We start from the raw sequence: 14,475 nt of genomic DNA on the forward strand, positions 1-14,475 counted from the left end.
TAATCAGCTTGTCATTCTGATACACTCTCAATTCTGTGGCAGGTTTCTTTTTGATTATTTTTCAGACGCGGATGACGCAGATAAGAATATTAAAAATCTGCGTCATCCGCGTCAAAGCGATAGCAAGTATAAGTTTTCAGACAAGTTGGGGGAAGAGGGACTTTTATGTTAATCTCTGTAATCTTCGGTGAAAGTTTCTGTGTTTTTCCTACATTTGTTTCACACTTAATTGTCTGTGAACATGCTTGATTGGAACTTCATTGCCAGCCAGATTGCTACGATAGCCTTCGACATTGTTTATTTCGGTGCCATCATCGGAACGATTGTCGTCATTATCCTCGACAACCGCAATCCGGTGAAAACCATGGCATGGATACTGATACTGATGTTCCTTCCCATCGTGGGGCTGGTGTTTTACTTCTTCTTCGGGCGTAGTCAGCGCCGTGTGCGCATGATAGGGAAGAAGAGTTACAGCCGCTTGTTGAAGAAACCTATGGCGGAATATCTGGCGCAGGACTCATGTGCGCTTCCCATCAATTACAGTCGTCTCATATCCTTGTTCCGTAATACCAACCAGGCTTTCCCCTTCGATGGAAACCGGGTGGAAGCCTATACCCTGGGGCTCTCCATGCTGCAATCCCTGCTACGCGAACTGGGGAAAGCAACGAAGCATATCCACATGGAATTCTATATCTTTGAGGACGATGCCATTGGGCGCTTGGTGCGTGATGTCCTGATGGAAAAGGCGCGTGCCGGGGTAGAGGTACGTGTGATTTATGATGATGTGGGTTGCTGGCATGTTCCCAACCGTTTTTTTGAAGAGATGCGCGAGGCCGGTATCGAGGTACGCAGCTTTCTGAAGGTACGTTTTCCGCTTTTCACCAGTAAGGTGAACTATCGTAATCATCGGAAAATAGTTGTCATTGACGGGCGCATCGGCTTTGTGGGGGGTATGAATCTTGCCGAACGCTATATGCGCGGATTCTCATGGGGCATCTGGCGGGACACACATCTGTTGTTGGAGGGCAAGGCTGTTCACGGATTGCAGACCGCCTTCCTACTCGATTGGTACTTTGTGGACCGTACACTGATTACGTCTACCCGCTATTTCCCGAAAATAGGAAACTGCGGTACTTCCTTGGCGCAGATTGTAACGAGTGAGCCCGTAGGCCCATGGAAAGACATTATGCAGGGACTTGTCATATCCATTTCCAGCGCAAAGAAATATTTCTATATCCAGACTCCCTACTTCCTGCCCACCGAAGCCGTACTTGTTGCTATGCAGACAGCCGCCTTGTCAGGTGTCGATGTGCGTCTGATGTTGCCCATGCGTGCTGATAACCGCTTGACGCATCTGGGTTCCTGCTCTTATCTGGCAGATGTGCTCTATTCGGGAGTCAAGGTCTATTTCTATAAGAAAGGCTTCTTGCACTCCAAACTGATGGTTTCGGATGATGAGTTGTCCACGGTAGGCTCTACGAATGTGGATTTCCGCAGTTTTGAACATAACTTTGAGGTGAATGCCTTCATCTATGACACAGAAACAGCGCTTCAGATGCGCGAAATCTTCCTTCAAGACCAGCGCGACTGCGTACAAGTATTCCTGAAGAACTGGGTGAAGCGCCCCTGGTATCGTAAGGCTGCAGAGAGTGTGGTGCGGCTGATGGCGCCGCTGTTATAATGAAGAATGATGAATGAAGAATTTCTTGAAGTGTATTCATATCGTACCATTCTTCATTCATCATTTAAATATCGTGAAGTTCACGCTCCCGTATACCCTTCTCTCCACAAAGTGCGGATGTTCCTCGAAACTGTTTTTCTTCCCGTGTTCCAAGACGAAGAGTCCGTCTTCTTTCAGCAAGTTGTTCTCGAAGATGAGATCGGGCAAGGTTTCCAGCCCGGCAAGCTCGTAGGGAGGGTCGGCGAAGATAAAATCGAACCGCTCGCGTCCGCTCTTGAGGTATTTGAATACGTCACCGCGTATGGGTAGGCACTTGTCCGTCTTTAATTCCTGCATAATTTTGCAGATGAAGGCATAGTGGTCGCGGTCTTTTTCCACGCTGATTACTTGGTCACAGCCTCTGGACACCAGTTCGATGCTGATGCTGCCCGTACCGGCAAATAGGTCGAGGGCACGGATGCCGTCCTCAAAGTCCATGTAGTTGGAGAGCACATTGAACAGATTCTCTTTGGCAAAGTCTGTGGTGGGGCGTGCCTTGAAGGAGTGGGGCACGTCGAAACGTCTTCTTTTGTATATTCCGCTGATTACTCGCATAGGGTTATGGCTTGCAGGTCAAGATTAGTGGCGGGATTCATGATGAATATCTGCCGGATGAATTTTCGCAGTTCGGGCAGCAGCAGTTCTTTGTCGTTCAGGTCACCGGTCAGGTGCAGCTCATCGCGCTCCTGCTCGAAGCCGAGTTGTTTCCATATATATAATAGGTAGTAGACACGGTCGGGTGTGCTTCTGCATTCAAAGGAATTGGCAAGAAGGAGGCGTCCGCGCTCGTAGCCGTATACGTCTACGGCATCTTTTCGCAAGTGTGCATACATCTTCCGGTTGTTGCCCAAGCGGCTCTTTGAGGAGAAGAACTCAATGAAGGGGCTGGCTTGGGAATAGAACTTGACATCGGGATACTGTTCGCGAAGGAAGGAGCAGGCACTCTTATCCATGCCGAACAATACGACAGTGCTGTTCTTATGCAGTATGTTGTATTGTACGGTTTCGTTTTCCCGTTTAGGATGGTTGTGATAGAAAATGATTTCCGTTTGTTCGTCCTCGAAGAACTCCAGGGGAATGAACGTGAAGCGTTTGTCTGCCATGAGCACATTGACACGGCGGAAGGGGCGTTCCAGCCATGCCAGTTCGCGGAAGGTCTGTTTCAGATTGGCAGTGAGGGAGAGGGACTCGTCCACTGCACGGTCGTAGTAAGAGAACTCACCGTCGCCCAGAGGGTTGAACACAGAAAAAGAAAATCCATCCGTACTGAGACGGATGGATAATGTATACTGTTCCGATTTATTAAAATCAGTCGTTTCTATCATACGTTTGTCGGGGTGAGATTATTCCCAGTTACCGGCGTTGTTGTTAGCTGTTTCCAAGCTACCAATCATCAGACCGCAGTACTTGCCAAGTTTGGTTTGTACGTCCTTGATGTTGGCAATTTCTTGTGCATCCAGACCGTTCAAATAAACTTCGTACGGAGTCTTCACTTCGAGCAGACAGAAAGGAGCACCGGATTTAGCTGTATCGTTCTTGATGGCCATTTCGAACTGTGCACCGTTTCCGAAGGGAACATATCTCATAGAATCGGGGTTGAAGCCTTTCGGGAAGATAGTATCCAATACGGCTACCCACATAGTGTCACGCTTGAAGTTTTCCAATCCCCATTTCTTGACGTCAGCATAGTTACCTGTCTTCTTTGCCTTATTGATGATGTTGATGGCTTTCTTTTCAGTCAGACCGTCTTCCAGCTGCTTATCGTTCAGTTCTCCTTGCTTGAAGATGAACGGAAGTTTCTGGTTTTTAACAAAGTCAATCAGAGAGTCGAAGCTTGCAGTATATTGCTGGTCATGTAAAGTACGATATTCCAATTGTGCTTTACGGATGTCAATCAGACGTGCAATGACGGCTGCGTCTCTGTGCTTCTTTGCTTTTTCAAAGTTGATAGGACCCATAATGCTGGTGTAACAAATATAAATTAGCACCAAAGCACATAAGCCTAAAATGACATTAAATACTGTTTTCATGATAAATATGTTTTTTAGTTGTTATATTCGCACCGCAAAAATAAAAGAAATTAATTTAAAAACGATAGTTCCCTTTACTTTTTTCTGTTACAAAAATGATAAATAACTATTTAGAAAGGCAAATTAAGGAAAATTTTCCTTACCAACCAACTCCTGAGCAAGAAATTGCTGTAAAATCTTTATCGGAGTTCCTTCTGTCACCCCGTAGCGAGGTGGTTTTTATGCTTCGTGGTTATGCGGGGACGGGTAAAACATCGTTGGTCGGTGCCTTGGTGCGGACGTTGGATAAGTTGCAACAAAAGTCGGTATTGCTGGCACCGACCGGACGGGCGGCAAAAGTTTTCTCGGCGTATGCGGGGCATCCGGCGTTTACAATTCATAAAAAAATCTATAGACAGCAATCTTTCTCCAACGAGCTGAGCAATTTTTCTGTGAACGATAATTTGACAACTCACACTCTCTATATAGTGGATGAGGCCTCGATGATTTCCAATGAGGGACTGTCCGGTTCCATGTTTGGCACGGGCAGGTTGCTGGACGACCTGGTGCAGTTTGTCTATTCCGGCCAGGGATGCCGTTTGCTGCTGATGGGCGATACGGCACAGCTGCCGCCAGTGGGGGAGGAGCAGAGTCCTGCCCTCTTTGCCGATGCCTTGAAAGGCTACGGGCTGGAAGTGGTGGAGGTGGACTTGACGCAGGTAGTGCGTCAGGAGCAGCAGTCGGGTATCTTGTGGAATGCCACCCGCCTGAGGCAGTTGATAGCGGAAGACGATTGTTACAGCCTGCCAAAGATAAAGGTTTCGGGTTTTGCCGATATTAAAGCTCTGCCCGGTAATGAGCTGATAGAGACGCTGAGCTCTTGCTACGACCGCGACGGGCTGGATGAAACCATCGTGGTGTGCCGTTCCAACAAGCGGGCGAACATCTACAACAAGGGCATCCGTGCGCAGATTCTCTGGCGTGAGGATGAATTGAACACCGGTGATTTGTTGATGGTGGCGAAAAATAACTACTTCTGGACGGAAAAAGAGAAGGAGATGGACTTCATTGCCAACGGTGAGACTGCCGTAGTGCGCCGCGTGCGCCGTACGCGGGAGCTGTATGGTTTCCGCTTTGCGGACGTGACGCTGGTCTTTCCCGACTATAACGACTTTGAACTGGAAGTGAACATGCTGCTTGATACGCTGCATACCGACTCGCCTGCGCTGCCCAAGGCAGAAAACGACCGGCTTTTCTACTCCGTCCTCGAAGATTATGCCGACATCACCGTGAAGCGCGAGCGGATGAAGAAGATGAAGGCAGACCCGTACTACAACGCCTTGCAAGTGAAGTATGCCTATGCCGTGACTTGCCACAAGGCGCAGGGCGGGCAATGGAAGAATGTCTTTCTGGACCAGGGGTATATGACGGATGAATACCTGACACCCGATTATTTCCGTTGGCTCTACACCGCCTTTACCCGTGCCACGGGAACGCTCTACTTGGTGAACTATCCGGAAGAACAAATAGTTTGAAAAAGAGAGGGGTACCGATGCAGTATTCCGGCATTTTTTGTATTTTTGTAGATAGAACAACTATAACTGAACAAGTATGAAGAAACTATACTCTCTCTTTGCCTTGATAGCACTGCTGTTTACCGCTTCCGGTTGCGAGGACGATTACCGAAGCATGGTACTTTTCGAAGGTGTGGAGCCTATCTACCAGATTGGGACATGTGACAATCTGGTGTCCAATCTTTCTTATTATCTTTCTGAAACAAACGAAGATACAGTGCTGGGCATTGACGGCGGCGACGGTTCCTATAATGTGATTAACGAGCACGAGTCGGTGGCTTCCGTGACTTTTACCGATGATGTCAACGGGTATCAGCGTATCAAGATTCATCCGCTGGCAGAGGGGGAGACGATTGTGAAGGTGATGGATGGTTCCGGTGAGGAAACACAACTGCGCATCACGGTGAAAGGTCGTAGGCAATATACGTTGACGAAAATGGGCTTCGAGTATGGTATCAGTAGTGGTGCACCGACGGAACTGCTGGGTGATGTTTCTAAGGCACTTGCCGAGCGTCCTTGGGTGAAGGATGGCGGGTATTATGTGCTGGTGCCCGAAGATTTCTCCAATAGTATGTGGAAAGGTGTATTGGAAATCTATCCGACGGGAAAAGAGGAGGAACCGCTAATGGGGATATACGAGACAGTTCCAGTGGAAGATGAGAACGGAGATACATATGCATTGTGGCAGTTTACTTATAATGGAGAGAAGAGGCTCTTTACGCGGACGGTCTCGGGAAATGGTAAATGTGTACTTGCGGAAAATGTAACTCCTTTCTGTCCTTCCGGTTTGCTGCCCGAAGGTGCACTGGTGGTTTATCGCGAAATGTTTATACTTCGGATGGAATAAGGTTTTAGTGGAAATCTTGTCAAGAGCAGATTTACGAAAGATTAACAGACGGGAGGCTTAGGCTTCCCGTTTTTGTTTCTGTTGCGCATCATCTGTCTGTTCTGTATGCATCATTCGTTTGCTTCGAATGCATTGTCTGTTTGTTCTGGACTAATCATCCGTTCCCTCCACTTCACTGTCCCAAACCTTAGGGTTTTTCACGGAAACCCCAGGGCTTTGGAGGGTAAATGCCAGCCATTTCACTTGCTAAGGTGTGGCATTTAGGATGGTAAGGTGTGGAGTTTGGGGAGCCGGCATGTGGCATTTCAAATGGAATACCGTGGAGGATAAAAAGAAAAGGAGAAGCAATGCTCCTCCTTTCCCGGTAGTTTAATTTTGAAATATCTAAAAAATGACATTACAAATATACAACATCACAGAGGCGATGTCAAGTGTTTCGCCAATTATTTTCAATTATAATCCTGCCAATTCCAAAACTTTGTCAATGGCAGCGTTCAGTCCGTCAGCATTCTTACCGCCGGCAGTTGCAAAGTGGGGCTGGCCACCGCCACCGCCTTGGATAAGTTTGGCAGCTTCTTTCACCAGGTTACCGGCTTTCAGTCCGCCTGCCACGAGGTTGTCGCTCAGCATGACGGTCAGCATCGGCTTGCCTTCGGCTTCTGTTCCCGCTACGAAGAACAGGTTTTCCGTAATCTGGCCACGCAACTGGAAGGCGATGTTCTTCACTGTTTCTGCCGGCAGGGGAGCACAGAACTTGATGACTTTAACGCCATTGACTTCCTGCACGTTCTTCAGCAGTCTTTCTTTCAGCTGTGCTTCTTTCTCTTTCATGAAGTCCTCTACCTGCTTCTTCAGTCCGGCGTTTTCGTCAATATACTTACGGATGGTTCCGGCAAGGTCGGGTGCGTTGTTGAAGAGCGCCTTCAAGTCGTGCAGCGTGTCCTCGATGGTGTTCATCAGTTCCTCCACGCGTGCACCCGTGTAGGCTTCGATACGGCGCACACCGGCAGCCACGGAGCTTTCGGAGATAATCTTCACCATACCGATGTTTCCGGTTGCAGCCACGTGCGTACCACCACAGAATTCTACGGAAGAACCGAACTGGATAACGCGTACATGGTCGCCGTACTTCTCGCCGAACAGAGCGATGGCGCCCAGTTCTTTGGCTTCTTCGATAGGAATGTTGCGGTATTCCTTCAAAGGTATGTTGGCGCGAATCTTTGCATTAACGATGTGTTCCACCTTGCGGATTTCCTCGTCCGTCACCTTCTGGAAGTGTGAGAAGTCGAAACGCAGGGAGTCCGGTGTAACCAAAGAACCCTTCTGCTCTACGTGCTCGCCCAATACTTCGCGCAGTGCGGCATCCAGCAAGTGGGTGGCAGAGTGGTTGGCAGCACAAGCAGCACGTTTGTCGGTATCCACGCATGCCATCATCGGAGCTTCCATGTGTTCGGGCAGCTTCTTGGTGATGTGGATAGGCAGGTTGTTCTCCTTCTTGGTGTCTACCACTTCGATGGTTTCAAACTCGTTCACCAATACACCGGTGTCACCTACCTGACCGCCGCTTTCGGCATAGAACGGAGTCTTGTCCAGTACAATCTGATACAAGGTTTGGTTCTTCTGCTTCACTTGGCGGTAGCGCAGAATGGATGTTTCGTATTCCGTATAGTCATATCCTACGAATTCGGTAGTACCCTCCTTTAGCGTAATCCAGTCACCGGTCTCTATGGCGGCGGCATTGCGGGCACGCTGTTTCTGCTGCTGCATTTCGGCGTCAAACTCCTTGATGTCGGCAGTCATGCCGTTTTCGCGGAGAATCAGTTCCGTCAAGTCGAGCGGGAAACCGAAGGTATCATATAAGGTAAAGGCATCCTTTCCGCTGATTTCGTTCTTGCCGGTGGATTTGGCGTCTGCCATGGTCTTTTCCAGCAGGCGGATACCCGTCTCCAGGGTGCGGAGGAAGGAGTCTTCTTCTTCCTTGATAACTTTGGCAATCAGTTCCTTCTGTGCATCCAGTTCGGGATAAGCGGCGCCCATGTTCTCGATGAGTACGGGGAGGAGCTTGTACATGAATGCCTGCTTCTGTCCGAGGAACGTGTAACCGTAGCGCACGGCACGGCGGAGGATACGACGGATGACGTAACCTGCCTTGGCATTGCTCGGAAGCTGTCCGTCGGTGATGGAGAAGGCGATGGTGCGGATGTGGTCGGCAATTACACGCATGGCGATGTCCGACTTCTCATCTTCGCCATACTTCTTGCCTGCCATGTCTCCGATGGCTTTCAGTATCGGTTGGAATACGTCGGTGTCGTAGTTGGAGGTCTTTCCTTGCAGTGTGCGCACCAGTCGCTCGAAGCCCATGCCGGTGTCGATGACCTTGGCGGGAAGTCCTTCCAGGCTGCCGTCCGCCTTGCGGTTGAACTGCATGAACACGAGGTTCCAGATTTCAATCACCTGCGGGTGGTCTTTGTTCACCAGCTGGCTGCCGGATACTTTGGCCTTCTCTTCTTCCGAACGGGAGTCCACATGGATTTCCGAACACGGACCGCACGGTCCCGTATCACCCATTTCCCAGAAGTTATCGTGTTTGTTGCCATTCAGAATGTGGTCTTTCGGCAAGAACTGCTCCCAGTAAGAAGCGGCTTCGTTGTCGCGTTCCAGTCCTTCTTCGGCGCTACCTTCGAATACGGTGGCGTAGAGGTCTTTGGGGTCGAGTTTCAATACATCCACCAGATACTCCCATGCCCAGGAGATGGCTTCCTTCTTGAAGTAGTCGCCAAACGACCAGTTGCCCAGCATCTCGAACATGGTGTGGTGGTAGGTATCGTGACCCACTTCCTCCAGGTCGTTGTGCTTTCCGCTTACGCGAAGGCATTTCTGCGAGTCAGCAACTCTTTTGTATTTCGCCGGGTGGTTGCCCAAAATGATATCTTTAAACTGGTTCATTCCCGCATTGGTGAACATCAACGTGGGGTCATCCTTAATCACCATCGGGGCCGAAGGCACTATCTGGTGACCTTTACTTTCGAAGAAACTCTTGAAAGAGTCTCTGATTTCGTTTGCAGTCAACATACTCTCTATTGATTTATCTGATTCTAATTTGATTTACCTTCTCTTGTCGTTTTTTGCCCGTTTCTTACTACTAACGACTTGCTACTTAGTCTTAATATTCTTGAAAAAACTGTGCAAAGATAGCTTGTTTTTATTACTTTTGTCGCATTGACAAGCGAAATATTTCCTAAGATGCGCAAAGTTTACTACATTTATAATCCCCAGACGCAGACGTATGACCGTATTTATCCTACCGTGAGGCAGCGGGCGCTGAGCATTCTCCGCCGTTTGTTCATCGGTATGGGGCTGGGTGCGGGCAGTTTCATCGTATTGCTGCTTATCTTCGGCTCTCCGTCGGAGAAGGAGTTGCGAAAGGAGAACAGCAAACTGCAGGCGCAGTACAACGTCCTCTCCCGCCGGCTGGACGAGGCTATGGGAGTGCTGCAAGACATACAGCAGCGTGATGACAATCTGTACCGGGTGATTTTCATGGCCGACCCTATTCCTTCTGCCATCCGTCAGGCTGGATACGGCGGTACCAACCGCTATGAGCATCTGATGGATATGGCAAACTCCGACCTGGTTATCAATACCACGCAGAAAATGGACATGATTAGCAAGCAGCTCTATATCCAGTCCCGCTCCTTTGACGATGTGGTGGAGATGTGCAAGAATCATGATGAAATGCTGCGCTGCATTCCTGCCATACAGCCGGTTTCCAATAAAGACCTCCGTAAGACCGCTTCGGGTTACGGTACGCGTATCGACCCCATTTATGGTACCAGCAAGTTCCATGAGGGTATGGACTTTTCGGCTCCCCAGGGCACGGATGTCTATGCCACGGGAGATGGCACCGTGGTGCAGATGGGCTGGCAATCGGGCTATGGCAACAGAATTGTGATAGACCACGGCTTCGGTTATCAGACGGTGTATGCACACTTGCGCGATTTCCGGACGAAGTTGGGCAAGAAAGTGGTACGTGGTGAGGTCATTGGCGGGGTAGGCAGTACGGGCAAGAGTACTGGTCCGCACTTGCACTACGAAGTACACGTTAAGGGAAAAGTTGTGAATCCCGTCAACTACTACTTCATGGATCTCAGTGCCGAGGATTATGACCGCATGATACAGATTGCGGCGAACCATGGTAAGGTGCTTGATTGACGGATGATTTATAGAGAAAGGATTACATCATGCTGAATACAGATAAGAATTTAAAGTTATATTACTCCATCAGCGAGGTGGCTGCCATGTTCGATGTCAACGAATCACTGCTCCGTTTCTGGGAAAAGGAGTTTCCGCAACTCAATCCGAAGAAGGGGGGGCGGGGAATACGCCAGTACCGTAAGGAGGACATTGAGACAGTGAAACTTATCTATCATCTGGTGAAGGAGCGCGGAATGACCTTGCCCGGCGCCCGCCAACGGATGAAAGACAATAAAGAAGCTACGATACGCAACTTTGAAATCGTAGATCGCCTGAGAGCTATCCGCGAAGAACTGGTAGGCATGAAACTGGCATTGGATGAGTTTACTTACGAGGATGTGGAGAGCTTGAAGGAAAATATTCAAGGACTGAAGTAGAATAAATACCACTCCGTTTATTCCTCTACTCTCGTCACTTGTTTTATATTCTGTATCTGCTTCAGGTTATTGCAGATAGTGCGCACGTCGTCTACATCGTGTACATAGAGTTGTATCTTTCCTTCGAAGATACCGTCGTTGGTTTCGATGGTCAGTTTACGGATATTCACGTTGAGCTGGCGGGAGATGACTTGGGTCACTTCGTTCAGCAATCCCATGCTGTCTATACCTTTTATATATATGGTGACGAGGAACGACAAATCCTTGTGAGTGTCCCACTCGGTGGCGATGATACGGTTTCCGTAGCTACTCTTAAGGCGGGTGGCAACGGGGCATTGGCGCTTGTGGATGACAACACGGTTTTGCTCGTCGATGTATCCCAGTACGTCGTCACCCGGAATGGGATGGCAACAGTCGGCCATAATATAGTTCTTTGAGATGGTCTCTTCCGTCAGCTTCAGAATCTGCTTAGTGTTGATTTTCTCTTGCGGTGTTTTCTCTTCCGGTTGTTCTTTGGCATCCTTGTTGTCCTTGTTACCGAAGGAGAAGGTCAGGAACTTCTTCCAGTTGCTGTTCTGCTTTTCCTTGAACACGTTCTTGTCGGCATCGCCCAGCACAACCCGTTTGTTGCCGATGGCAACGAGCAGCTCGTCGCGGGTGTGGAAGCCGTGCAGCCTGGTCAGCTTGTCCAGAGCAGCATCATCCATACGTATATCCTCGTTTTTGAAGAATTCGTTCAGTATGGTTTCACCTTCTTTCTGATAGGCTTTCGCCTCTTTGCGCAGGATGGCGGCAATCTTGGCGCGGGCGCGGGCAGTGGTGGCATACACTTCCCACTCCGGCTGTACGCGTTGCGATTTGGAGGTCAATATCTCTACCTGGTCACCGCTTTGCAGTTTGTGGCTTAGGGGAACCAGTTTGTGGTTTACCTTGGCGCCGATGCAGTGGCTGCCGATGTCGGTATGCAAGGAGAAGGCAAAGTCCAGTGCCGTAGAGTTCTGCGGCATGGTCTTGAGGTCGCCTTTCGGGGTGAAGACGAAAATTTCCGATGCAAACAAGTTCAGTTTGATGGTATCGAGAAAATCGATGGCGTCCGGTTGTGGGTCGTCCAGAATTTCCTTGATGGTACGCAACCATTTCTCCAGTTCGCCTTCATCTTCGCTGCCTCCGCCTTCTTTGTATTTCCAGTGGGCGGCAAAGCCTTGTTCGGCAACGTCATTCATGCGTTCACTGCGGATTTGTACTTCAATCCATTGCCCGTTGTTACCCATAAGGGTGACGTGCAGGGCTTGGTAGCCGTTGGCTTTGGGATGGCTCACCCAGTCGCGCAGGCGGTCAGGGTGGGGCTTGTATATCTTGGATATGGAGACGTAAATGTCGAAGCAGTCGTTTAGCTCTTCCTCTATATTGCGGGGCTCGAAGATGATGCGGACAGCAAGCAAATCATAGATTTCCTCGAAGGGGACATGCTTGGTCTGCATTTTGTTCCAGATGGAGTAGATGGACTTTACACGGGCAAGGATACGGTATTTCAGTCCCATTTTGTCCAGTTGCGCCCGTATCGGAGCGGTGAACTCATTGAATACCTTGTCGCGCTCCACGGCGGTGGCTTCCAGTTTCTCTTCTATCTCGTGGTACTCTTCCGGATGTTCGTACTTGAAGCTCAGGTTTTCCAGTTCTGTCTTGATTTTGTACAAGCCGAGGCGGTTGGCGAGCGGGGCATAAATATAGAGTGTTTCGCCTGCAATCTTGAACTGCTTGTTGGGCAGCATGGAGCCGAGTGTACGCATGTTATGCAGACGGTCGGCTATCTTGATGAGGATAACCCGGATATCGTCGGACATGGTGAGCAGCAGCTTCTTGAAGTTCTCTGCCTGCGCCGAGGCACGGTCGCCGAAGATACCGCCGGAAATCTTTGTCAGCCCGTCTACAATCTGGGCGATTTTGGGACCGAAGATGTTTTCAATATCCTCTACGGTGTAGTCGGTGTCCTCCACCACATCATGCAGCAATGCCGAGCATATGGAAGTAGACCCCAGTCCTATCTCATTACAGACAATCTTTGCCACAGCAATGGGGTGCATGATGTAGGGCTCGCCGGAACGACGCTTGATGCCCTTATGCGCCTGGTTGGCAAAGTTGAATGCTTTGGTTATTATTTCGACGCGCTTGCGGTGCTTGGTGGCCAAATAGTCGTTCAACAGTTCTTGGAATGCCTGTTCGATCATTTCCTCTTCGGCTTTTTCCTTTTCCTTCTGACTTATATTTTCTTCCATATACTGCTTTCTCCTTTCTTCACTTCACTTTTTGCAAAAATAAGCAATTTTCAACACCGGGCAAGCGTTTATGTCTTTATTTATAAATCTTCAAGCGCTTTCCTGCGGAGATTCTGGTACTGCGCAATCCATTCCAACTTTTTAACTGATTGACAGTGACACCGTATTTCCGTGCAATGCTGCCGAGATTCTCGCCACTGCGTATCTTGTGGTAGGTGACATTCCCCGTAGCGGTACTGCCTTTGCTGCTGCGTGCCGTCGAGCGTGTATCGGAAACGGCCACGACTCTGCGGTTCTTGAACAGTTCGTTGCTGCGGTGGGCATAGATGGTGTCTTGCTTGTCAATGAAGGCACTGATGTAGTTGATGGGGAGGCGTAGCGTCTGCGGCTTGCTCTCTCCGGGGATGATGCTTTTCTTGAATTGGGGATTCAGGCTCTTTATCTGGTCCAGGCTGATGCCGCATAGGTCGGAAATCTGCTCGAAATGAAGGTTACGGCTTACTTGCACCGTATCGGTTGCTTCCGGAATGTCGGTTTCCATGGGGCAGATGTTGTGCTTGCAGTAGTAGGTCATTACGTAGTTGGCGGCAATGAAGGCGGGCACGTAGCCGCGTGTCTCTTTGGGCAGATAGTTGTAGATTTCCCAATAATCGGTTTTCCCTCCCGAGCGGCGGATGGCTTTGTTGATGGTGCCCGGACCGCAGTTGTAGGCGGCAATCACCAGGTTCCAGTCTTTGTAAATGTCATACATGTCCTTCAGGTAGCGTGCTGCCGCCCAGGTCGCCTTTATCGGGTCACGGCGTTCGTCTACGAGGCTATTGCTTTCCAGTCCGTATATCTTTCCGGTGGCAAGCATAAATTGCCATAGTCCGCAAGCTCCCGCACGGGATACGGCAGAAGGGTTGAGAGCGGATTCTATGATGGGCAGGTATTTCAGTTCGAGCGGCAGGCCGTAGGCATCCAGTGCTTCTTCGAAGATGGGCATATAGAAGTTGCAGGCGCTCAGCATGAAGGCAACCTGGTTGCGCAGGCGTCCGGCATACATGTCGATGAACTTGCGCACAATCTCGTTGTATGGCATTTCCATGACGGTCGGCATGCGCGACAACCGGTCTATGTATACAGAGTCACTGAACATCGGGTTTACGGTAGAGGTGCTGCAGTCTTTTCCCAAGTCTATGTAATTCTTGGCTTTCCAGTCATTGAGCAGGCTGTCCAGCGGATAGGTCATGCTTTTGGGCAGCTCGATGGATTCCTGGCGTTCCGTGCCGTTTTCGCGGATAAGCACTTCCACGCTTTCTTGCGCATGCATGGCCGGAGCGGTGAAGAGGGCGCAAAACAGAAGCGAGGAACCGAGGATAATTCTTTTCATATATATGGCCTTGTGTATCATAGGTAATAATTTATGCTTTAATTTT

At 49.5% G+C, this 14,475-nt stretch carries 11 protein-coding genes; 5 read left to right on the forward strand and 6 right to left on the reverse strand.

What is annotated here, in order from left to right:
• Positions 1-241 precede the first annotated feature (241 nt).
• Positions 242-1,681, forward strand: coding sequence for a cardiolipin synthase (cls, locus tag DXD78_RS00930; RefSeq protein WP_009037181.1), 1,440 nt, complete (start codon positions 242-244; stop codon positions 1,679-1,681).
• A 60-nt stretch (positions 1,682-1,741) separates the two neighbouring features.
• Here cls and rsmD read toward each other — a convergent pair whose 3' ends face one another.
• The 3 genes from rsmD to DXD78_RS00945 are packed head-to-tail and all read right to left on the reverse strand — an operon-like array spanning position 1,742 to position 3,750.
• Positions 1,742-2,275: a 16S rRNA (guanine(966)-N(2))-methyltransferase RsmD gene (rsmD, locus tag DXD78_RS00935; protein WP_005835154.1), complete on the reverse strand. Its 534-nt coding sequence runs from the start codon at positions 2,273-2,275 to the stop codon at positions 1,742-1,744.
• Entirely contained in the window at positions 2,266-3,045 is a 780-nt protein-coding gene (locus tag DXD78_RS00940; RefSeq protein ID WP_009037180.1) for a DUF3822 family protein, read from the reverse strand. Before DXD78_RS00940 ends, rsmD begins: the two co-directional genes overlap by 10 nt.
• An 18-nt stretch (positions 3,046-3,063) precedes the next feature.
• On the reverse strand, positions 3,064-3,750 hold the full coding sequence (locus tag DXD78_RS00945; RefSeq protein ID WP_005824067.1) for a hypothetical protein: 687 nt from the start codon (positions 3,748-3,750) through the stop codon (positions 3,064-3,066).
• 95 nt (positions 3,751-3,845) lie between these two features.
• On the opposite strand from DXD78_RS00945, the gene DXD78_RS00950 reads away from it, so the two are divergent.
• A complete protein-coding gene (locus tag DXD78_RS00950) occupies positions 3,846-5,264 on the forward strand; it encodes an ATP-dependent RecD-like DNA helicase (protein ID WP_009037179.1) in 1,419 nt (472 codons plus the stop codon).
• 76 nt (positions 5,265-5,340) lie between these two features.
• Positions 5,341-6,150 carry a hypothetical protein gene (locus DXD78_RS00955; RefSeq protein WP_005835166.1) on the forward strand — a complete coding sequence of 270 codons (810 nt, stop codon included), beginning with the start codon at positions 5,341-5,343 and terminating at the stop codon, positions 6,148-6,150.
• Between the two features lie 453 nt (positions 6,151-6,603).
• Here DXD78_RS00955 and alaS read toward each other — a convergent pair whose 3' ends face one another.
• Positions 6,604-9,222 carry an alanine--tRNA ligase gene (alaS, locus tag DXD78_RS00960; RefSeq protein ID WP_009037178.1) on the reverse strand — a complete coding sequence of 873 codons (2,619 nt, stop codon included), beginning with the start codon at positions 9,220-9,222 and terminating at the stop codon, positions 6,604-6,606.
• 171 nt (positions 9,223-9,393) lie between these two features.
• Here alaS and DXD78_RS00965 point away from each other — a divergent pair, with 171 nt between their 5' ends.
• Together DXD78_RS00965 and DXD78_RS00970 are read left to right on the forward strand one after the other, a co-directional pair.
• Positions 9,394-10,362 carry a M23 family metallopeptidase gene (locus tag DXD78_RS00965; RefSeq protein WP_005824061.1) on the forward strand — a complete coding sequence of 323 codons (969 nt, stop codon included), beginning with the start codon at positions 9,394-9,396 and terminating at the stop codon, positions 10,360-10,362.
• A gap of 29 nt (positions 10,363-10,391) precedes the next feature.
• On the forward strand, positions 10,392-10,781 hold the full coding sequence (locus DXD78_RS00970) for a MerR family transcriptional regulator (protein ID WP_005824060.1): 390 nt from the start codon (positions 10,392-10,394) through the stop codon (positions 10,779-10,781).
• Between the two features lie 17 nt (positions 10,782-10,798).
• Here DXD78_RS00970 and DXD78_RS00975 read toward each other — a convergent pair whose 3' ends face one another.
• Both DXD78_RS00975 and DXD78_RS00980 read right to left on the reverse strand, forming a co-directional pair.
• The gene (locus DXD78_RS00975; protein WP_005824059.1) at positions 10,799-13,057 is read right to left on the reverse strand and encodes a bifunctional (p)ppGpp synthetase/guanosine-3',5'-bis(diphosphate) 3'-pyrophosphohydrolase; all 2,259 of its coding nucleotides are present in this window, start codon (positions 13,055-13,057) and stop codon (positions 10,799-10,801) included.
• 76 nt (positions 13,058-13,133) lie between these two features.
• On the reverse strand, positions 13,134-14,429 hold the full coding sequence (locus DXD78_RS00980) for a transglycosylase SLT domain-containing protein (protein ID WP_370448300.1): 1,296 nt from the start codon (positions 14,427-14,429) through the stop codon (positions 13,134-13,136).
• Positions 14,430-14,475: the final 46 nt, after the last annotated feature.

Origin of the sequence: Bacteroides sp. D20 (assembly GCF_003436255.1) — a bacterium.
Taxonomy (GTDB): Bacteria; Bacteroidota; Bacteroidia; order Bacteroidales; family Bacteroidaceae; genus Bacteroides; species Bacteroides uniformis.

Excerpts from the sequence above, each read along its gene's own strand:
- cls (WP_009037181.1), top strand. The coding sequence starts at position 242 with ATGCTTGATTGGAACTTCATTGCCAGCCAGATTGCTACGATAGCCTTC.
- rsmD (WP_005835154.1), bottom strand. The coding sequence starts at position 2,275 with ATGCGAGTAATCAGCGGAATATACAAAAGAAGACGTTTCGACGTGCCC.
- DXD78_RS00940 (WP_009037180.1), bottom strand. The coding sequence starts at position 3,045 with ATGATAGAAACGACTGATTTTAATAAATCGGAACAGTATACATTATCC.
- DXD78_RS00945 (WP_005824067.1), bottom strand. The coding sequence starts at position 3,750 with ATGAAAACAGTATTTAATGTCATTTTAGGCTTATGTGCTTTGGTGCTA.
- DXD78_RS00950 (WP_009037179.1), top strand. The coding sequence starts at position 3,846 with ATGATAAATAACTATTTAGAAAGGCAAATTAAGGAAAATTTTCCTTAC.
- DXD78_RS00955 (WP_005835166.1), top strand. The coding sequence starts at position 5,341 with ATGAAGAAACTATACTCTCTCTTTGCCTTGATAGCACTGCTGTTTACC.
- alaS (WP_009037178.1), bottom strand. The coding sequence starts at position 9,222 with ATGTTGACTGCAAACGAAATCAGAGACTCTTTCAAGAGTTTCTTCGAA.
- DXD78_RS00965 (WP_005824061.1), top strand. The coding sequence starts at position 9,394 with ATGCGCAAAGTTTACTACATTTATAATCCCCAGACGCAGACGTATGAC.
- DXD78_RS00970 (WP_005824060.1), top strand. The coding sequence starts at position 10,392 with ATGCTGAATACAGATAAGAATTTAAAGTTATATTACTCCATCAGCGAG.
- DXD78_RS00975 (WP_005824059.1), bottom strand. The coding sequence starts at position 13,057 with ATGGAAGAAAATATAAGTCAGAAGGAAAAGGAAAAAGCCGAAGAGGAA.
- DXD78_RS00980 (WP_370448300.1), bottom strand. The coding sequence starts at position 14,429 with ATGAAAAGAATTATCCTCGGTTCCTCGCTTCTGTTTTGCGCCCTCTTC.